At 66.0% G+C, this 18,328-nt stretch carries 19 protein-coding genes and 1 pseudogene; 9 read left to right on the forward strand and 11 right to left on the reverse strand.

Annotated features, from left to right (window positions below):
* Positions 1–4: 4 nt before the first annotated feature.
* The 4 genes from NFL01S_RS32670 to NFL01S_RS32685 form a co-directional block, all read right to left on the reverse strand.
* Positions 5–1,393: an ABC transporter substrate-binding protein gene (locus tag NFL01S_RS32670; protein WP_062980189.1), complete on the reverse strand. Its 1,389-nt coding sequence runs from the start codon at positions 1,391–1,393 to the stop codon at positions 5–7.
* Positions 1,390–2,277 (reverse strand): carbohydrate ABC transporter permease, encoded by an 888-nt coding sequence (locus NFL01S_RS32675; RefSeq protein ID WP_062980190.1) that lies wholly within the window; start codon positions 2,275–2,277, stop codon positions 1,390–1,392. The genes NFL01S_RS32670 and NFL01S_RS32675 overlap by 4 nt, the downstream gene beginning before the upstream one ends.
* A complete protein-coding gene (locus tag NFL01S_RS32680) occupies positions 2,274–3,206 on the reverse strand; it encodes a carbohydrate ABC transporter permease (protein ID WP_062980191.1) in 933 nt (310 codons plus the stop codon). The genes NFL01S_RS32675 and NFL01S_RS32680 overlap by 4 nt, the downstream gene beginning before the upstream one ends.
* 371 nt (positions 3,207–3,577) lie before the next feature.
* The gene (locus NFL01S_RS32685; protein WP_062980192.1) at positions 3,578–4,582 is read right to left on the reverse strand and encodes a LacI family DNA-binding transcriptional regulator; all 1,005 of its coding nucleotides are present in this window, start codon (positions 4,580–4,582) and stop codon (positions 3,578–3,580) included.
* A gap of 337 nt (positions 4,583–4,919) precedes the next feature.
* On the opposite strand from NFL01S_RS32685, the gene NFL01S_RS32690 reads away from it, so the two are divergent.
* The 5 genes from NFL01S_RS32690 (at position 4,920) to NFL01S_RS32710 (ending at position 9,845) form a co-directional block, all read left to right on the forward strand.
* On the forward strand, positions 4,920–6,059 hold the full coding sequence (locus tag NFL01S_RS32690; RefSeq protein WP_062980193.1) for a cupin domain-containing protein: 1,140 nt from the start codon (positions 4,920–4,922) through the stop codon (positions 6,057–6,059).
* Between the two features lies 1 nt (position 6,060).
* A complete protein-coding gene (locus NFL01S_RS32695; RefSeq protein ID WP_062980194.1) occupies positions 6,061–6,795 on the forward strand; it encodes an alpha/beta fold hydrolase in 735 nt (244 codons plus the stop codon).
* Positions 6,786–8,108 (forward strand): histidinol dehydrogenase, encoded by a 1,323-nt coding sequence (gene hisD, locus NFL01S_RS32700; RefSeq protein WP_062980195.1) that lies wholly within the window; start codon positions 6,786–6,788, stop codon positions 8,106–8,108. Before NFL01S_RS32695 ends, hisD begins: the two co-directional genes overlap by 10 nt.
* A gap of 118 nt (positions 8,109–8,226) precedes the next feature.
* A complete protein-coding gene (locus NFL01S_RS32705; protein WP_245670991.1) occupies positions 8,227–9,099 on the forward strand; it encodes an SDR family NAD(P)-dependent oxidoreductase in 873 nt (290 codons plus the stop codon).
* Positions 9,099–9,845, forward strand: coding sequence for an HpcH/HpaI aldolase family protein (locus NFL01S_RS32710; protein ID WP_062980196.1), 747 nt, complete (start codon positions 9,099–9,101; stop codon positions 9,843–9,845). Before NFL01S_RS32705 ends, NFL01S_RS32710 begins: the two co-directional genes overlap by 1 nt.
* Positions 9,846–10,089: 244 nt before the next feature.
* Here the strand turns inward: NFL01S_RS32710 and NFL01S_RS32715 are convergent, their stop codons facing one another.
* From NFL01S_RS32715 to NFL01S_RS32725, 3 genes are all read right to left on the reverse strand, one after another.
* The gene (locus NFL01S_RS32715; RefSeq protein ID WP_062980197.1) at positions 10,090–11,367 is read right to left on the reverse strand and encodes a DUF418 domain-containing protein; all 1,278 of its coding nucleotides are present in this window, start codon (positions 11,365–11,367) and stop codon (positions 10,090–10,092) included.
* Positions 11,364–12,014, reverse strand: coding sequence for a TetR/AcrR family transcriptional regulator (locus NFL01S_RS32720; protein WP_062980198.1), 651 nt, complete (start codon positions 12,012–12,014; stop codon positions 11,364–11,366). Before NFL01S_RS32720 ends, NFL01S_RS32715 begins: the two co-directional genes overlap by 4 nt.
* Before the next feature lie 90 nt (positions 12,015–12,104).
* Entirely contained in the window at positions 12,105–12,698 is a 594-nt protein-coding gene (locus NFL01S_RS32725) for a TetR/AcrR family transcriptional regulator (RefSeq protein WP_062980199.1), read from the reverse strand.
* A 104-nt stretch (positions 12,699–12,802) separates the two neighbouring features.
* Here NFL01S_RS32725 and NFL01S_RS32730 point away from each other — a divergent pair, with 104 nt between their 5' ends.
* On the forward strand, positions 12,803–13,549 hold the full coding sequence (locus tag NFL01S_RS32730; protein ID WP_062980200.1) for an SDR family oxidoreductase: 747 nt from the start codon (positions 12,803–12,805) through the stop codon (positions 13,547–13,549).
* A gap of 99 nt (positions 13,550–13,648) precedes the next feature.
* On the opposite strand, the gene NFL01S_RS32735 is transcribed toward NFL01S_RS32730, so the two are convergent.
* Complete coding sequence (locus tag NFL01S_RS32735; protein ID WP_062980201.1) at positions 13,649–14,281, reverse strand: NAD(P)-dependent oxidoreductase; 633 nt, start codon at positions 14,279–14,281, stop codon at positions 13,649–13,651.
* Positions 14,282–14,365: 84 nt separating this feature from the next.
* Here NFL01S_RS32735 and NFL01S_RS32740 point away from each other — a divergent pair, with 84 nt between their 5' ends.
* Complete coding sequence (locus NFL01S_RS32740) at positions 14,366–14,998, forward strand: TetR/AcrR family transcriptional regulator (protein ID WP_062980202.1); 633 nt, start codon at positions 14,366–14,368, stop codon at positions 14,996–14,998.
* Positions 14,999–15,019: 21 nt separating this feature from the next.
* On the forward strand, positions 15,020–15,508 hold the full coding sequence (locus tag NFL01S_RS32745; RefSeq protein ID WP_062980203.1) for a cupin domain-containing protein: 489 nt from the start codon (positions 15,020–15,022) through the stop codon (positions 15,506–15,508).
* A 176-nt stretch (positions 15,509–15,684) separates the two neighbouring features.
* Here NFL01S_RS32745 and NFL01S_RS32750 read toward each other — a convergent pair whose 3' ends face one another.
* Positions 15,685–16,410 carry a hypothetical protein gene (locus NFL01S_RS32750; RefSeq protein ID WP_062980204.1) on the reverse strand — a complete coding sequence of 242 codons (726 nt, stop codon included), beginning with the start codon at positions 16,408–16,410 and terminating at the stop codon, positions 15,685–15,687.
* A gap of 286 nt (positions 16,411–16,696) precedes the next feature.
* Between NFL01S_RS32750 and NFL01S_RS32755 the strand changes: the two are divergent.
* Positions 16,697–17,317: pseudogene (locus NFL01S_RS32755) on the forward strand (chloramphenicol phosphotransferase CPT family protein).
* Positions 17,318–17,563: 246 nt separating this feature from the next.
* Here NFL01S_RS32755 and NFL01S_RS32760 read toward each other — a convergent pair.
* Both NFL01S_RS32760 and NFL01S_RS32765 read right to left on the reverse strand, forming a co-directional pair.
* Positions 17,564–17,773, reverse strand: coding sequence for a DUF397 domain-containing protein (locus NFL01S_RS32760; RefSeq protein WP_062980205.1), 210 nt, complete (start codon positions 17,771–17,773; stop codon positions 17,564–17,566).
* On the reverse strand, positions 17,760–18,328 hold a 569-nt coding region (locus NFL01S_RS32765; RefSeq protein ID WP_218019652.1), incomplete at its 5' end, for a DUF5753 domain-containing protein. The genes NFL01S_RS32765 and NFL01S_RS32760, both read right to left, overlap by 14 nt.

The following is an 18,328-nucleotide window of genomic DNA, read 5'->3' on the forward strand; positions in this document are numbered from 1 at the left end:
ACACTCAGTCGAGTTCGGCGATCCGGTGCGCCGCATCGGTGAGCTGGGCCCGCACATCGGCGCCATTGGCCATATTGCTGATCGCGACGGCGAGGACATCCATGATTCGGGGCCAATCGAGGCTCATGGGAATGGCGCGGCCGGATTGCAATGCCTCGTACTGGAGTTCGGGCAGATCGTTGTTGACCGCATTGACCTCCGGGTCGAGCATGTTCGAGTCGTGCATGGTGATGCCGGTACTCGTTGCCGGATCGGATTTGTCGAGCGCGATCCTGCGTTCGGTGTCGGCGTTCGTCATCCATTTGACGTACTCCCAGGCCGCGCCCTGGTGGTGGGAGGTGTTGAGCACCCCGGCCAGCCAGGTGTAGGCGTAGCTCTGCTCGTCGTGACCGGGGAAGGCGGGCATCGGCGCGACGCCCACGTTCTCGGCCAGTTCGGGGGCTGCCTTCGTCGGGTTGACGAAATCTTCGAGATGCCACGACCAGGTGAACACGGTGGCGGCGTCACCGTTCAGGAATGCCTGGGTGGATTCGAGCTCACCCCAGTTCGAGGATTCCGGCGGGGTGTAACCGGCGCGGATGGTCTGCAGATATTGTTCTGTGGCCTCGATACCCGCCGGGGTGTCGAACGCGGGCGCCCCGTTCTCGTCGAGGAGTTCGCCCCCGTTGCTCCACAGCATGGACAGCCAGGTGTTCAGGTTCTGGCCGTTGCGCCGGCCGAACTGGCCCGCCACGGGATGCTCGGGCGTGCCGTTCTTGATGATCTCGAGCTGGCGGTAGTACTCCGCCCAGGTGGTGGGCGGTTCCAGCCCGAGCTTCGCGTAGATGTCCTTGCGATAGAACAGGTTGTAGGAGAACCCGCGAATGGGCATACCGTAGGTCGAGTTCTCCGCCCCGGCGGACGCGGCTTCCCGGAACGGGCCGGAGAAATCGTCCATGGTCACACCGTGGGCGGCCATCACCTCGTCCAGCGGCTGCACCCCGATCTTCAACGACGGGCCCCAGGCGTCCGGCCAGATCAGCGCGTCGTAGGTACCGCCGCCGATGGCGCTTTCGGCCACGATCTTCTGCAGGAACGCCGCATACGGGATGTTCGACCATTCGACCCGGATACCGGTGCGTTCGGTGAAATCCGCGGTTCGCTGGTCCAGGGCGGCGAACTGCGGAACGGTCGCACAGCAGGTGAGGAAGCGAATGGTGGTGCCGTCGTAGGGTTTACCGTCGAGCAGCCCGTCCGGACCGACCGGCGCGTCGGCCACCTGGTCGGTGAGGCTCCTCGTCTCGGGCGCGCCGGTGCAGCCGCCGGCCAGGACGGCCACGACGGTGGCGAAAACCAGGGCGAGGATGCCGCGCCTGCGGGTCGTACGGTCCGGTCGTCGGGACAGGGCCCTCACTTGACTGCTCCTAGGGTCATGCCCTGCGCGAAGTGCTTACGCACCAGCGTCGCCAGGACGATCATCGGCACCATCACCAGCAGGCCGGCGGCGGCCATCTGCCCCCACAGCACACCGTCGGGCTGGTCCAGCGTCATCAGGGAAACCGGCAGCGTGATCGCGTTGCTGCGGGCCAGGAAGGTCGGGAAGAGGAATTCGTTCCAGGCGAGCAGGAAGGAGAACACGACCGCCACGAAGATTCCGGGCGCGGCCAGCGGGGTGATCACTCGCCACAGCAGGGTCAGCTGGCCGCAGCCGTCGAGGCGGCCGGCCTCCTCGATCTCGAGCGGCAGGCTGTCGACGAAACCCTTCAGCAGCCAGGTGTTGTAGGGCACCACGATCGCGAGGTTGGTGACGATCAGCGCGAGATGGGTGTCGAGCAATCCCAGATCGCGGTACATGGTGAGGAACGGCAGCGCGATCGCGACACCGGGGATGAACTGGGTGGCCACGATGCCGAGCAGGATCGGTTTCGCGCCCGGGAATTTGTACCGGGAGAACCCGTAAGCGGCCAGCATCGACAGCGGCACCGCGATCACCGTGGTGACCACGGCGACGATGATGCTGTTCCACATCGGGCCGATGAGATCGTTCTGGCCGCCGATGATCGCCCGGAAGTTGTCCAGGGAGGGAGTGAACACCACCGAGGTGGAGAACACTTCGCGATCCGGCTTGAAGGCGGTGAGGGTGAGCCACAGGATCGGGAACATCACGAAGAACAGGATCGCGAGGGTGCCCAGCAGCCGGAGTGCCGCGCCCGCGCGGGCCAGCGGCGAGACAGTACGCCGGTTGGTGCGCCGCGCCCGGACGGCGGGCTCGGTGGCGGTTTCGAGTGTGTCGGTCATTTCTGCTCCTGGCGACCCATGAGGATCAGGTATCCGGTGGCGAGTACGCCCAGCACGATGACGAGGATCCACGAGACAGCGGAGGCGTAGCCGATATCGAGGAAGGTGAAGCCCTGTTCGTAGGCGAAGAAGTTCAGGGTCTCGGTGGCCCGGCCCGGACCGCCGCCGGTGGTGGTGACGACCTGGTCGAACATCTTCACCGACCAGACGGCCTTGAGGAACACAACGATCAAGATCAACGGCCGCAGCAGTGGGAAACTGATCCGCCAGAACTCCTGCCAGGGGTTGGCGCCGTCGACGCGGGCCGCGTCGCGGATCTCCGGTGAGATGGCGCCGAGCCCGCCCAGGAACATCAGCGCGATGAGTGGCGCCCAGCCCCAGATCTCGCTGAGGGTCACCACGACGAGGGCCCAGAACGGTTCGCCCAGCCAGTTGATATCGCGGGTGAACGGCAGCAGCGTATCGAGCATCGTGTCGTAGACGCCGTAGTCGGGGTTGAACATGAATCGCCAGGAGTAGCCCTTCAGCGCGGGGGCGATGGCGAACGGGAGGATGAGCAAGGCCTTGGTCAGGCCGTTGAGCCAGGTCGCTTTGTTGAGCACCAGCGCGATCCCCAGGCCCAGGCCGACCGACAGCACCACGGACAGCACCGTGAACAGCACTGTCACCCAGACCGCATTGTGGAACGTGTCATCGGTGAGCGCCTTCGTGTACTGGTCGAAGCCGACGAACTGCTGGGGTTCGCGGGTTTCGTTCACCCGCCAGTGGCGGAAGCTGTTCACCAGCGCGATGCCGAGCGGGTAGATCGTGGTGAGGACGATGGCGATCAGTGCCGGCGCGAGGTGGGCATACGGAACACCGATCCGGCGCCATGCGGAATGCCCGCGCCGGACGGCGGGGCCGCTGTTCGCGGCTTTCGTGGCGGTCATCGCCGCATCCGGTGCCGGAGCGGGCAGGAGGTCGGGCGCCCCGGCTGGGCGAGTGACTCGGCCCCGTATGGGCTGCTCGGCTTCACTCTGAACTCCTTCGATAGTGATCCCCACAGGACGGGGAGGAGGGAGGCGAGGCGGCGAGATGTAACGCGGCTCTCACAGTGTCCGGTGAGTGTATGCGTATGTATTCGGTAAAGACAAGGGTTCAGTGCGGATCGACGACGGTGGAAACCTGGCGGTAACCGTGCCCTTATCGCTCGTACGTGCGCAGATGAGGTTCCGAACGGTCGTGCAGGCAGGTGTCGGGGCCGAACGTGCCGGCCGGTCAGAATTTACGTATGCACGCGGTGGTGGTGATCCGCGACCGGTCAGGCCGGTGGCGGGGCGACCGTGGCGCGTTCGACCAGCTGCGGGGCCATGACGACGCGCTGCGGGCGATCCTCGCCGCTCGTGTTCTCCAGGCGTTCGACGAGCAGGCGGGCGGCCGCCGCCGCCATCGCGTCGAGGTCGTGGCCGATCGTGGTCAGGCGGAATGCTTCCCATTCGGCCATCGGAATGTTGTCGAAGCCGACCAGGCTCAATTCTCCGGGAATGTCGACGCCTCTGGACAGGGCGGCGTTGAGTGCTCCGATCGCCACCACATCATTACCGCAGAACACCGCGGTCGGGCGCGGGTCGGTGCCGAGAAGTTCCAGCATTGCGTGATAGCCGGTGTCGAACTCGAACGGACCCCGGTGGGTGAACGCTCCGGGCAGGGCGATACCCGATTCGGCGAGCGCTGCCCGGAATCCCAGCTCCCGGTCGCGGCCGGTGCTGGTGGTGTCGGGGCCGAAGATACCGGCGATGCGCCGGTGGCCGATATCGGTGAGATGGGCGGCGGCCAGCCGCCCGCCCAGTTCGTTGTCCACCACCGCGGCATCGGCGGTATGCGGGGAACTCTCGCGGTTGAGGAAAACGAAGGGGAGGCGGCGGCGCTGGAGTTCGGCCGGTAACCGCGAGTCGAGATTGCTGGTCAGCAGTACCGCGCCGTCGATCGATCCGTCCACGAGCTGTTCCAGGGGTACCTGGTTGTCCGACCGCTCGGTGAACACCATCATCCGGTACGAATGCTTTTCCAGTTCGTCGTGCAACGGGCCGAGTAGATGCGGATAGAAAGGGTTGGTGAGATCGCTGACGACGATGCCGATCCGCTTGGTTCGCCGGGTCACCAGGCTGCGCCCGGCCTCGCTGGGCACATAGCCCAGGGCTTCGACGGCTTCCTGGACCCGGGCGCGGGTTTCCGCGGCGACCCGGGGGTCGCCGCGCAGGGCGCGCGAGACGGTCGGCTGCGATACGCCCGCCAGGCGGGCGACGTCGCGACTCGTGATCGGCATGGAACCCCCTGATCGGCTACGTGGTCGCCGGGTGGCGGCCGCGCCGGAACTGCTCCGGTGGTGTGAATACGAATCTTAGTCCATCGCGCTGCGTACTCGGCCGGGTCCGGCGCTTCGTGGCCGTCCGCTGGTCCGAGGTAGTGAACTGCCCGGTCGGGCACGTGAAAACGGCGTCCAGGCATGGATCCGGCGCGGCATCCGTTGACATGGCGCCACCGTTCCTGCACGATGCATACGTATAAATGCTCTGTGTCGTGCCCGATTTCCCGTGGATGCGCCGCCGCCCCGCGCGTGCCGAGCGCCCACCGTGCGAAAAACCACCGTGAAAAGAGGACAGATGTCTCCCGAAATCACCGTCACCGCCGCGGACCTCGACCGGTACACCATCCGGCGCAGCGATTTCGTGTCCTGCAACCAGGCGTTCATCGACTGCCGGACCCCCGGATCCGACCGCAAAGAGAACTACTCGATGATCGGCCGCGGCGTCACCCAGAGCTCCGGCCAGGTGGTCAACCTGCAGGAGCCGCACGGTTTCCAGATCGGCGCCGCGGCCATGCCCAACGGGGTCACCAACAATCTGCATCTGCACTTCACGGCAGAAGTATTCCTCTGCTTCCGCGGTGAGTACCTGCTGCGCTGGGGTGCCCACGGTGAACAGGGTGAACTGGTTCTGCGCGAAGGGGAAATCGCCTCGATTCCCACCTGGATCTTCCGCGGATTCACCAATATCGGACCCGACGACGGATTCCTGTTCACGGCACTGGGCATGGACGACACCGGCGGAATCATCTGGGGCCCGGCAGTCCTCGAGGAAGCCAAGGGGCACGGTCTGCACCTGACCGCGGACAACAAACTCATCGACACCGTGGCCGGGGACGAACTACCCGACGGTATCGAACTGGTCGAACCGATCAGCGCTGAACAGATCGCCGCGCTGCGCCCGTTCACCGCAGAACAGATGGCCGAACGTATCGCGACCCAGGAAAATATCCAGTGGTCGCGCCGTGCCCTGCTGGATTCCGCGCTGTCCGGCGGCGGTGTCGAACTCGGGCTGGTGATCGGGTACGGCATGACCGAAGACGTCACCCAGGTCCCGCGGATCCACAACCCGCACGGGCACAACATCGCCTGGCTCCGCGCCGACCCCGGCGCCGGGGTCTCATCGCACCGGCATGCGGAACGCCAGGTCCTGATGGTCAAGGACGGTGAATGGGCGGTGACCGTCAATCGCGGCGCCGACGCCCGCACGGTGCGTCTGGGTCCCTGGGACATGCTGTCGGTTCCCGCCGGCGCCTACCGGGCGATCCGGAATGTGGGCGGCGAGACCGCGCTCATGCTCGTCGTCAACAGCGGCGACGGCCGGGTCCGGCTCACTTGGGACGACGAAGTGGTGAAAGCGGCCGCCGACGCCGGTGACGCCCTCGACCACAACGGATACCTCGCGCCCTACGCGCTGGTCCCGCGCCGGAAGCGGTGAGATGGGCGACGAACTACCCCTCGTCCTCGTCCCCGGAATGCTGTGCGATGCGCAGCTGTGGGCGGAACTGACACCGCGGCCCGATATCCGGACGGTGCACGCCGCGATCGATGCGCCGTCGATCGCGGGAATGGCCGAACAGGTGCTCGCTTCCACCGACGGTCCCTTCGTGCTGGCCGGACTCAGTCTCGGCGCGATCGTCGGCTTTGAAGTGCTGCGCCGCGCCCCGGAACGCGTGCTGGGGTTCTGTGCGATCTCGACCAACCCGCACGCGCCGGTCGCCGCGCAGTACCGGGGCTGGCACGATATGGCGTTCCGCACCCTGCGCGGCGAGTTCGAGACCGTTGTCCGCGACACCATCGCTCCCACCATGTTCGCCGAGCGGTACCGTACCGCCGAGCGGATCGAGCAGGTGGTGGCCATGGCCCGCCGTATCGGACCCGACCGCTTCCAGAATCAGCTGCGGGCCCAGGCCGAACGTATCGACTCGGTCCCGTCGCTGGCCGCCGTCGACTGTCCCGCGTTGATCATCTCCGCGGACGAAGACGCACTGTGCCCCCGCGAGTTCCACCGGGCCGTCGCCGACGCGATCGAGGGTTCCCGCCTCGAAACGATCGCCGATGCCGGACACCTGTGCACCTGGGAAGTGCCGCACCGAATTTCCGACCTCATGAGCCATTGGCTGCAGGCCGTCGCCCCAGACCGAATCACCCGACAGGAGTCGTCATGCCCCTAGTTCTGAAGAAACCGATCCCGGCCGAGGCGGTCCGCCGGGACCGCACCGATGTGAGCGAACGCGTTTCCGCGATCCTCGAGGACATCCGGGTCGGCGGGGACGGCGCGGTGCGCAAATACTCGGAACAGTTCGATACCTGGAGCCCCGAATCGTTCCGGCTTTCGCCGGCCCGGATCGACGAGATCCTCGACACCCTGCCCGCGCAGGTCGTCGAGGATATCGAGTTCGTTCAGCGGCAGGTACGCACGTTCGCACAGCATCAGCGGGATTCGCTCACCGACTTCGAGGTCGAAACGCTTCCGGGTGTGCACCTCGGGCAGAAGCATATTCCGATCGGCCGGGTGGGCGCCTACGTCCCGGGCGGGCGCTACCCCCTCACCGCATCGGCGCATATGACCATCGTGACCGCCAAGGTCGCCGGTGTGCCGAGCGTCGCGGCCTGCACCCCGCCGATCCGGGGCGAGATCCCGGCCGCGACGGTCGCGGCCATGCATCTGGCCGGTGCCGATGAGATCTATCTGCTGGGCGGGGTGCAAGCGATCGGTGCGCTGGCCCGCGGTACCGAGACCATCGACCGGGTCGATCTGCTCGCGGGGCCGGGTAATGCCTATGTCGCCGAGGCCAAAAGGCAGCTCTTCGGTGAGGTCGGGATCGATCTGTTCGCCGGCCCCACCGAAATCCTCGTCATCGCCGACGATGCGGCGGACCCGTTCGTCGTCGCGGTCGATCTGCTGTCCCAGGCCGAACACGGCCCGGATTCGCCGGCGGTGCTGATCACCACCTCGGAAACGCTGGGGCGCAAGGTCATCGAGCATATCGAGGCGCTGCTACCGGATATGCCGACCGCCGATTTCGCGGCGCCCGCCTGGCGCGATCACGGTGAGGTCCTCGTCGTCGAAACCCTCGAGGAGGCCTACGCGCTCGCCGACACCTACGCGAGCGAACACGTCGAGGTTCTGACCCGCGAACCGCGTGAAGCGCTGCAGAAGATGACCAACTACGGCGGTCTGTTCCTCGGTGAAGGCACCTGTGTGTCCTACGGCGACAAGGTGATCGGCACCAACCATGTACTCCCGACTCGCGGGTCGGCGCGCTACACCGGTGGGTTGTGGGTCGGTAAATACCTCAAGACGGTCACCTACTCCGAGGTCGTGGACCAGGCATCGAGCGCACAGCTCGGCGAGGTGTGCGGGCGCGCCGCCCGGGTGGAACTGTTCGAGGGACACGCACGCTCGGGTGATGTGCGCGCCGCCAAGTACGCGGGCGCGCCGTTGCCGTGGGCCGCGGATACCTATGCGGGAGCGGGCTCGTGAAAGAACCCTCCATCCGGAGCGGATCGGTGACCGAAACCGGTCCCCGGGGCCTCCGGTCGAGTGAATCGTCGTGGGGAGCGGGCCGGTGACCGATTCGGGTGTTTGGAATGAGCCGGTGATGAACGGTACGCGAGCGGAGACCGGGCCGGTGAACGACCCGGCCGCACGAAATGGGATGCCTTCCGACCCCGGATTGCAGCGTGAACAGGGCGCGGGGCGCGCAGAGGTCGTCGACCCGGTCAGGGGGCGTACGGCGCTGGTGACCGGTGGCGGCAGCGGACTGGGCGCCGCGATCGCGGTGGCGCTGGCCGATGCGGGCGCCCGGGTGATCGTCGTCGGACGGGACCGGGACAAGCTCGACCGAGTCGCCGCGTGGCGACCCGAGTCGATGCGCCCGGCGGTGTGTGATGTCGCCTCGCCCGATTCTGTTGCCGCGCTGTCCGGGGAACTCGTGAATGAATCGGTGTCGATCCTGGTCAACAATGCGGGGATACCCGGCCCTGTCGCCCCGCTCACCGAGATCGAACCCGCCGAATGGGACGATGTTTTCGCGGTCAACGTGCGGGGCGTCTACCTGCTGTGCCGAGCCTTTCTGCCCGCGATGGTCGCGGCCGGCCGCGGTGATGTCATCAATCTCGCCTCGGTGTCCGGGAAGCGGCCGTTGGCGCGCCGGACCCCGTACTGTGCGTCGAAGATGGCGGTTATCGGGCTCACCACCACGCTGGCCGCCGAGGTCGGGCCGCTCGGGGTGAACGTGAATTCGCTGTCGCCCGGACCGGTCGACAGTGCGCGGATGCACCGGAACTTCCGCCTGGAGGCCGAACGTACCGGAACCAGCTACGAAGATGCCGAGCAGGCTTTCGTCTCCAGGGCGGCGCTCGGGCGAATGGTCACCGAGGACGAGGTGGCCCGGGCGGTGCTGGCGATGCTGGCGATGCCCGGCCTGTGCGCCGCCGATATCGATCTGTCCGCCGGGATGGTGGCGCGCTGATGGCCGGGATGAAACAGCGGCTGGCCGAAGGGGAACAGCTGCTCGGGGCACTGGTCCGAATGCCCGCCGAGGAACTCGTCGAGATGGTCGGTGTGGCCGGATTCGACTATGTCCTGATCGATTGCGAACACGGCCCCGCGGATCTGATCCCGCTGCGACAGCATATCGCCGCCGCGCAGGTGCACGGTATGGACGTGCTGGTGCGGGTCGGCCAGAACGAGCCCGCGCTGATCCAACGGGTACTGGACCACGGTGCCGGCGGGGTTGTCGTGCCCCATGTGGATGATGCCGGGGGCGCCGCGGCAGCGGTGCATGCCGCCCGGTATCCACCGGTGGGCGACCGGGGTTTCGCGACCTATGGGCGTGCGGGCCGATACGGGACACGGGCCGCTGCCGATCATCTCGCCGCCGACGCGCGGGAAACACTGGTCGTCGCCATGGTCGAATCGGCCGTGGGCTGCCGCAATGCGCGCGATATCGTCGCCACCCCGGGAATCGACGCTGTGATGGCCGGTCCGGCCGATCTCGCGGTTTCGCTGGAGGTAGCCGGTCCGGCCGATCCGGTTGTCGTGGCCGCGGTGGCGGATGTGCACCGCGCCGCGGCGGAACACGGACGGACTCGGCTCGAGATCGTCTCCGATGCGCCGCGGGCTCGCGCCGCATTCGATGCGGGCGCCGGCCTTGTGGTCGTCAACCTCAGCCATGTGCTGATGGAGACATTCGCGGGGTTGCGCGCGGTGCGGTGAACGCGGGGTTTCCCCTGGGGTTGTCGAGGGTCCGTGCACGACCGTCCCGGACGTCGTGGGCGACTCGACCCGTTCGGTGGTGACGGCGCGAATCCGGGCCGGCGGGTCCGGGTCTACGCGGTCATTGCCGTGGCCGGGTTCGCCGCGTCCGATCCGGGCGCGGCGGCGCTGGGGTCGCGCATGGGTCGAATCGGGTCATCGGAAGGTGGTGCGAATACTCGGTGCGATCGCACCGCCTACCCGGTCAGGCGCTGTCGGTGGCGGAGACGGACGGGTTGTGTGAAATCTCCGCTCGGCCGTATACCAGTCGGCGTAACAGGGTTTCGGCCGGTCCCGGAGTTGCTCGCCGTTCGAGGAGCACAGCGTAGACGACCGTGACGAGCCACACCCCGACGGCGAACGCGGCCATGCCCGCACTACCGAGCACGGCGCCGAGGCCGAGGCCCCACGCCGCGAGTAGTGGCGCGCACAGCACCGACTGAGCCAGATAGCAGCTCATCGAACGTTTACCCACCGCCGTGACGGCGTACGTGATCGGCCCTGGCCGGCGACCGGCCAGTCGACCGCCGATCAGCCCGAACACTGCTACGTAGCCGAGACCGCATGCCAGGCCTGTCGCCATCTGCGGTGCCATCAATGCGGCCATCGCCGGCTCCACGCCGCTGATCACCCCGGCGTGGGCGAGCGCGTGGACGATCCCGAAACTCCAGCCGATCGTGATACCGCCGATCGCAGTTACCCACAGCAGCCGTCGGTGTTCCTGCGGCCGCTCCAGTACCCGATGCCGCGCGGCCCAGAACCCGAGCAGGATCGATACGGGCACAACCATACTGAACAAACCCTGGACGAAAGTGACCTGGACCGGCCACATCGTCATCCGCGCGACGACCGAGTCCCAGAAGGTGTCCGCCGTAATGCTGGCATATGCCGCGTCCGCGAAACCCGGGTCGAACTGGTTGCCGGTGTCCTCGCCTGCCAGAACGGCCACCGCCCCGAGCGTGGACAGTGCTGCCACCAGGAGCGCGATCGCGGTGCCGATCCCGGCCCAGACCAGCAGTGTGCGATCGGAGCGGCGCAGGAACAGCCACACCAGGACGAGGCCGGTGAGGCCGTAGGCGCCGAGTATGTCGCCGCCCCACAGCAGTAGGGCGTGCACCGCGCCGAATACGACGAGCCAGAGGTTCCGGCGCTGAATCACCGACCGGACCTGTTTATCGGACAGCCCGCGCTGTTCTTGCCGCCGGGCGATCATCACCAGGCCGTAACCGAACAGGAACGCGAACATCGGGTAGACGCGTAGATCGACGGTGGTGATGAGGATGCCCTGCACCACGGTATCGAGTACTGAGCCGTCCACCGGATGTGCCCCGGACGCCGAACGCTGCCCGCCGTACAGGTAGTAGGCCGTATTGGCCAGCACGATAAGGAGCAGCATGAATCCGCGGGCGAGATCCGGTCCCGGGATCCGTTCGGTCCTGCCCAGCGGTGCGGGACCGCGTGCCGTCGCCTGGTCGGTTGTCATGGCTGCACCTCGGATGTGGTCGGGCTCGCGGTGATTGCGTGCGTGATGAGATCTGCCAGTTCGCCGGCATGTGCCGCGAGATCGTGCTCGGGGTAGGAGTGCCAGTAGGCGATCATCGCGTCGATCCCCGCCTGCACCGTGACGGCCATGACGCGGGTGTCGAACGGGCGTAGTTCTCCGGAGGCCTGGCCGGTCCGGAACTCGGCTTCCAAACCCTGATAGATGGATTCGTTGAACCGGTCGCCGTAGACCGGGCGTCCGTTCTCGTCGAGGAGGTTGTGGAGCACCTCGGTCAATGCGCGCAGTTCGGCGGGGTTGGTGCGCACATAGTCGGCGACGGCCCGGATCCGTTCGCCGATCCGCCGCAGCACCGTTTCTTCCGCGGTGACGCGGGGCACGACGAATTCGGTGATCTCCGCGTAGACATGTTCGACGAGCCGCTCCATCAGTTCGTCCTTGCCGGCGAAGTGATAGGAGATGACGCCCTTGCTGATACCGGCCCGTTCGGCGATCCGGGCGAGTGAGGCTTTCGCGTACCCGACTTCGGCGAACACGGTGACGGCGCTTTCGAGAATCTGTCGCCGCCGGACCTCCTCGATGAGCGAGGGGCGACGATCATGGCCGGACGTACTATTTTCTGGCCGCATGGTCAGATTTTAGACGGGCGGTCAGCGCTCGGCAATAGTCCGTGTTCATGGCGGTTTACAGCGTCGATTCAGGTGTGGGCACGCGGTGCGTCAGTGCCCGACGGAGCGTTCGATCATCTCGACCGCGGCGGTTTTGGCGAGTCGCAGTTCCTCTTCGCCGATCCCTGCCTTGTGCAGGAATTCGATCCCTTGCATGACGGTGAACAACGTCCGCGCGGTTGCCTCCGGATCGATGCTCGCGTCGATCTCGCCGGCTTCCTGGGCTTGCACGACTTGGTGGGTGAACAGTGCGAGCGTATGAGAGTAGGCCTGGCGCGAGCGGTCTCGGACCTGTTCGTCCTGAGCGCTCAGGGCTGCCGCGCTGTTGGCCATCAGGCAGCCTTGGGGTGGTAGGTCCAAGCGTCCGCCGTCTTCGAAGGTGACGGCCGCCAATAGTCCGTGCCACGGGCTGGGGTCGGCGGTGATCGCGGCCTCCAGTCCGGCGGCCTGCCGGGCGCCGTATTCGTCCAGGACCCGCAGGAACAGCTCGTGCTTGTTGCCGAATGCCCCGTACAGGCTCTGTGTCCCCAATCCAGTTGCCTCCGTGAGGTCCTGGATCGAGGTCGCCGCGTAGCCGTCGCGCCAGAAGCGGGCTCTCGCGGCGATGAGCACGGCCTGCTCATCGAACTTGCGTGGCCTGGGCATGCGCCAACTCTACCGATTATTGAGTGATCCCTCAAATTTGACAATCGAATCCGGCGTGCCAATTATTGAGTAGTCACTCCATAACGTGATCGAAGGACGGGAACATGACCGCAGGACCGCTCGAAGGCAAGACCGCGCTGGTAACCGGAGGGTCCAGGGGTGTCGGCGCCGGCATCGTGGCCCGATTGGCGGCCGACGGTGCGAATGTGGCGTTCACCTACGCGAATTCCGGTGAACAAGCGGAAGCCGTGGCAGCCGCCGCCGTGGCCGTGGGCGGTACCGCGCAGCCGATCCATGCCGACAGCCTGCACGAACAAGATATCGAGGCCGCTGTCGCGCAGACCGTCGATCGGTTCGGCGGTCTGGACATCCTCGTCAACAACGCCGGTATCGGCGCTTTCGGCCCGATCACCGATCTGAAGATGGACGAGATCGACGCGATGCTGACGATCAACGTCCGCTCGGCGATCGTCGCCATCCGCGAATCGCTGGTCCATATGGGCGACGGCGGGCGAATCATCAACATCGGCAGTATCAACGCCGACCGCACACCGTTCCCCGGCCAGTCGATCTATGCCGCGACCAAGGGAGCGCTGGCGAGTCTCACCCGCGGGCTCGCGCGCGAATTGGCGCCGCGCAGAATCACCATCAACAACGTCCAGCCGGGCCCGGTGGACACCGACGCCAACCCCGCCGACGGACCCAATGCGTCGAACCTGCTCGGAGTCATGGCCACGGACCGATTCGGCACCTCGGCCGAAGTCGGCGCCTTCGTGTCGTATCTTGCCGGACCCGACGCCGCCTATATCACCGGCGCCAGCCTGGATATCGACGGTGGATTCGGCGCGTAGCCGAAAAGCGCAGTTGTAATATCGGCGAATCGTACGTCCCGGTCGTGCATCGGGGCAGCGACGTGGTCTCCCGGGCGGCGCGGTTGAGCAGCCGACCGGTCAGTCGGCGACCCCGATGATCTGTCGAATAGTGTCGAGATTGCCGAGGCCGGACAGCATTGCGTGTGCGAGGTCAGCTCGGCCGATGTGGTGTCCGCCCGGAACGCTCGAGCCGATGCTCACACGGTAGTCGCCGGTGGCGGGCGTATCGAGCAGGCGTGGTGGCCGTACAATTGTCCATTCCGTTGAACTGTGGCGGATATCGGATTCCATCTGGGCGAGGTCGGTGTAGACGTCGCGGAATACGCGGCTGATTATCGGCGTGAGCACCGCGCGCGTCATGAACGTCTCGCCGTCCGGCGCGGGGCCGACGGGGACTGCGCTGACGGCGACGAATCGTCGCACTTCGGCTGTGGCCATGGCTTCGAGGATCGCCCGTACGCCGGTCGTCGCGATTCTCCCGTTCTTTGTGCTTGCGGCCAGCGCGGACAGTGCGGCGTCGCGGCCCCGCACAGCCGGAACCAGTGCGTCGGCATCGGTGATGTCGGCAGTCACCACCTCGAGACAGGGGTGCGATATCGGCATGCGTTGCGGATTGCGTACCACTGCCGTCACGTGATGATCGGCTTCGAGTGCTTGGTCGACCAGGTGGCGGCCGGTGCCGCCGGTGGCACCGAAGACGGTGAGTCTCATATCGGCTCCTCTTGTTAGTTAGTGCTCACTACCATAGTGTAGTGAGCACTAACTAACAACGCGTGTACCGAGGAATCGAGGGCTATGTCCAGAGGCGCCGATACCCGCGCCCGCATCTTGCTGGCCGCCGAACAGCTGATGCGAGAGGCCGGGCTGGCACGTACGACCACCAAAGAGATCGCCCGGGCCGCCGGATGTTCCGAACCCGCGCTGTACCGGCATTTCGCGAGCAAAGAAGATTTGGTCGTCGCCGTCTTGCAGGAGCGGCTACCGGCCTTCGGCCCGCTGATCTCGCAGTACACCACGGACCCGGGAGGGCGCTCGCTGCACGACTGCCTCGTCGAGATCGCCGTCGAAGCGACCCTGTTCTACGAGAGCAGTTTCGCGATCAACGTATCGCTGTTCTCGGACCCGGCACTCCTGCGCCGGCACCGGGAGGCGATGTCCGCGCTCGGTACCGGCCCGCACCTCCCGTTGCGGGATTTGGCAGGTCTGCTGCGGGCCGAACAGGCGCGCGGCCGGATGTCCTCCGGCGCCGATCCCGACTCCGCCGCTGCCGCGTTGCTGGGTGCCTGCTTCCAACGAGCATTCCTGCACCACTTCCACGGCGCGGCCGTCGCGGACGCCGACACCCACCGGGAACAGGTCCGCGAGTTCGCTATCGGAGTCGTCGCGACAGTGGTAACCGGAATCGCGGACACACACCACAACCACTGAGCGAAAGGAGCTATCGACCTCATGTCGCAGCCATTCCAAGCCACCGACGATGTCAGCAGAGCCGTCTGGCACTTGGGCGCGCTGATGCAGTTACGACTGACCGGTGAGCAGACCGGCGGTCGTTTCGCCCTCACCGAACACCGATGCCGTCGCGGTACTGCCGCGCCCCTGCACCGTCACGCGCTACAGGACGAGACTTTCATCGTGCTCGAGGGCGAACTCGCTATCCACATCGATGGCAGGGACTTCCGCGCCGGACCGGGGTCGGTTACGTTCGCACCGCGTGGACTGCCGCACTTCTATCAGGCGGAGTCCGAGGAATGCCGTTTCCTCGCACTGATCGTACCTGCCGGATTCGAGCAGTGGTTCGTCGAAACCGGTGAACCCGCAGGTAATCTATCGCTTCCGCCGATTCCGGACAGCCCACCCGATGTCGGCGCACTCATCGCCGCGGCGGCCCGATACGGAGTCGAGATTCTCGGGCCACCACCGAACATGACGGCCGGCTGACTGATTCTCCCTGCGCACCTTGGGACCGGCGGCAGCGTCACAGCCCGCTATCCGGACCTGTGGCTGGGCTGGTACCCGCGCAAACGCAGCGACATGCCCTGGTTTCTCCGGTAGCTGACCGTTCCCGGCCACGCGCGGCACCGCCCCGGTCAACTGCAGGCAACCGCTGCCCGCGCTCAGGGGACCAGTCGATTGGCCACGACCTCTGTGCCATTCACGGCGAGTTCCGCGTACCCGGTGTCGAGGACATCGTTGGAAGCCAGTCGGCCGTCCACGTCGACGCGAAGGAAATGAGTCGGGCTGGTCCTATCCGGGGGCATCAGACGGACACCGGACCATGCGTGCCCCGAATATGCCTTGTCCAGGGAGCCGAGCTGTTGGTCCATGAACGCGGCCAGCGGTGCTGCATCGACTGCGGACAACGCGATGAGGTGTTCTTCGAGGTCGAACTCGGACGCATCGCCGGTGACGCGCAACTCCAATGGTGCCGGATCGGAGAACGTGCCGGTGTCGGTATCGAAGTCGGCCTCCAGCAACTTCTTCGGGTCATCCGGGTTCTGGAACTTGACAGTGCAGGTGGTCAGCTCACCGGCGGGTGGCGGATCACCGATCAGGACCGGAGTGCTGTCGAGGTCGGCGGGGACACTGAACGAGGTCAGCACCTCGTGCGCCTTAATGTCCGCTCCCAGTTGTTCGGTGATCAGCCGGAAGCATACATCGGGGCCATCGGCCAGCGTCGGCACCGGTACGGCGCCGGCCCCGGAAGTGTCCGCGTCCCCCGGTGCGGACCCCGCCCTGCCGGTAGCTTGCGAAACCGCCGAGCTGCCATCGTCCGAGCCGCACGCGCCGAGGGCAAGCGGCAAGGTCACGGCCACGACAAGGCCGACTTTACGCAAGGTCATTCTGGTAACTCCAAAGCTGCGGTATCCCTGAACGCCGTGATCCTATCCAGCCCATAGACGATATGATCCGCGGCCTCGGACAGCCTCGTGCGAACGCAGCCCCGAAAGTGCGTTCGCCCATGACCACGGCGAGATCTCCGCGACGACCACCGGCCAAACGCTTCGGCGCCTGATCCCGGAGCTTCCCTGCCGGAAAGGAGAGGCGAATCCCGGTGCGGTGATCGGCTGGCTGGTTCGACAGGGCGAACCCGGGTGCGTACACGGAACGGCTGGATAGTGTGGTCGGATGCCGCACACCGGACTCCGACGTCGAGTAATCCTCCTCAACGGGACATCGAGTTCAGGCAAAACGACCCTGGCCCGTGCTATCCAAGACGAGAGCGACACCCCGTTCGTCTACTGGGGAATCGACACCCTGTTCGGCCTGATGTCACCGAATTGGGGCGGTGGACGTGACACTCCGCTCAGCCGAGACGGATTCTGGTATGACCGCACCGGCCACGACGCCGACGGTCACCCGGTCGTGGTCATCCGGTACGGCCACGTCGGGCGGCGCATGCTGCACTAGGCATGCGCCGCGGCCACAGCATTCGCCCGTGGCGGCGACGATCTGGTTATCGACGAGATGCTCCTGACTCCGGACCTGTTGCCGATCTGGACGGACGCGCTGGCCGGCCTGGATGTCCAGCTCGTTGCCGTCACGTTCCCACTGGCCGTCGCCGTGCAGCGAGAACGGGATCGAAGCCACCCGATCGGACTGACGCGCGGTCACTTCCATACCGTTCACGACCACGGCTACGCCTACGACATCACCGTCGACACGACTACAGGAACACCCGCCGCGCTGGCCAGAAGCATCCTGCGACACCAGAACCCAGCACAGGGTGGCCACAACACCAGCCGGTGATCTTTCAACTTCACCGTCGCTCTGTCCATCCGGTCGGCGGACAGCGCTGGAAACCCACCCAAAAGGTCGCGCATTTCACCTGCGACCAAGGTGAGCCGATCCGGCTGCGCATCAATTTGCTTCGCGCTGCCCCCGCAGATCTATTGCCGAAGGCATGACGAGGAAGGTTGGGGCACACTCGTCACGGAAGCAGATGAGACGTGGTCTGTGTGGAGTCAGGGTTGGTCGAATCGCGGCGCAGCGCACTCAGAGGCGGTCGAACTCGCCATCCTTGGCCCCTGCTAGGAACGCGTCCCACTCACCCGGAGTGAACATCAGTGCCGGGCCGGTGGGGTTCTTGGAGTCCCGGACGCCGACCTTTCCTTCACCCAGGTGCGCCGCCTCGACGCATTCTTTACTGCCAGAGCTGCGACTGCTCTTGAACCACTGTGCACCGGACAGGTCAGCGCTGTTCATCATGCTCCTTCGCTATCTTCAGAACCAGATCCCTGGTCGCGGCCTCGCTCAATGCCGATTGCCCGATTCGGATGCCGGCATCCTGATATCGGGCAATCTCGTCCGGTCGCTCCAGGTATTGGTCGCTGGTATGCCCCTGAACGTACACAACCGGGGGCTCCGACATCCATGCGGATCGCTGTTCCGGGAACTCCAGGAGGACGAACAATCCGACGTCCAAACCGACATGTGTAGCGCTGAACGGTATAGCTCTGACGGACACATTCGGCAGTTCGCTGACCTCAGCCAGGTACCGCAGCTGCTCCGACATCACCGCACCTCCGCCGACCCGGTGGCGCAGGGCAGCTTCGCTGACCAGAATCTCAACCCCGAGATTGGGGTCCTCGCGCAGGCGGGACTGCCTCCGGGCGGCGATCTCGATGCGCTGCTCCACTTCCAAAGTTGACATCCCAGGATTTGCAATCCAGATCATTGCTCGTCGATAGGGCTGCGTCTGAACCAGACCGGGAAGCAGCGTCGGCGCGTAACTGAGAAATCGGCTGGCTGCGATTTCCA

The organism is Nocardia flavorosea NBRC 108225, from assembly GCF_001613385.1.
Lineage (GTDB): Bacteria > Actinomycetota > Actinomycetes > Mycobacteriales > Mycobacteriaceae > Nocardia > Nocardia flavorosea.

Coding starts and splice junctions, on each gene's coding strand:
- NFL01S_RS32750 (WP_062980204.1), bottom strand. CDS start 16,410: ATGACCTTGCGTAAAGTCGGCCTTGTCGTGGCCGTGACCTTGCCGCTT.
- NFL01S_RS32725 (WP_062980199.1), bottom strand. CDS start 12,698: ATGCCCAGGCCACGCAAGTTCGATGAGCAGGCCGTGCTCATCGCCGCG.
- NFL01S_RS32735 (WP_062980201.1), bottom strand. CDS start 14,281: ATGAGACTCACCGTCTTCGGTGCCACCGGCGGCACCGGCCGCCACCTG.
- NFL01S_RS32715 (WP_062980197.1), bottom strand. CDS start 11,367: ATGACAACCGACCAGGCGACGGCACGCGGTCCCGCACCGCTGGGCAGG.
- NFL01S_RS32680 (WP_062980191.1), bottom strand. CDS start 3,206: ATGACCGCCACGAAAGCCGCGAACAGCGGCCCCGCCGTCCGGCGCGGG.
- NFL01S_RS32705 (WP_245670991.1), top strand. CDS start 8,227: ATGAACGGTACGCGAGCGGAGACCGGGCCGGTGAACGACCCGGCCGCA.
- NFL01S_RS32710 (WP_062980196.1), top strand. CDS start 9,099: ATGGCCGGGATGAAACAGCGGCTGGCCGAAGGGGAACAGCTGCTCGGG.
- NFL01S_RS32690 (WP_062980193.1), top strand. CDS start 4,920: ATGTCTCCCGAAATCACCGTCACCGCCGCGGACCTCGACCGGTACACC.
- hisD (WP_062980195.1), top strand. CDS start 6,786: ATGCCCCTAGTTCTGAAGAAACCGATCCCGGCCGAGGCGGTCCGCCGG.
- NFL01S_RS32675 (WP_062980190.1), bottom strand. CDS start 2,277: ATGACCGACACACTCGAAACCGCCACCGAGCCCGCCGTCCGGGCGCGG.
- NFL01S_RS32720 (WP_062980198.1), bottom strand. CDS start 12,014: ATGCGGCCAGAAAATAGTACGTCCGGCCATGATCGTCGCCCCTCGCTC.
- NFL01S_RS32760 (WP_062980205.1), bottom strand. CDS start 17,773: ATGAACAGCGCTGACCTGTCCGGTGCACAGTGGTTCAAGAGCAGTCGC.
- NFL01S_RS32745 (WP_062980203.1), top strand. CDS start 15,020: ATGTCGCAGCCATTCCAAGCCACCGACGATGTCAGCAGAGCCGTCTGG.
- NFL01S_RS32730 (WP_062980200.1), top strand. CDS start 12,803: ATGACCGCAGGACCGCTCGAAGGCAAGACCGCGCTGGTAACCGGAGGG.
- NFL01S_RS32740 (WP_062980202.1), top strand. CDS start 14,366: ATGTCCAGAGGCGCCGATACCCGCGCCCGCATCTTGCTGGCCGCCGAA.
- NFL01S_RS32695 (WP_062980194.1), top strand. CDS start 6,061: ATGGGCGACGAACTACCCCTCGTCCTCGTCCCCGGAATGCTGTGCGAT.
- NFL01S_RS32685 (WP_062980192.1), bottom strand. CDS start 4,582: ATGCCGATCACGAGTCGCGACGTCGCCCGCCTGGCGGGCGTATCGCAG.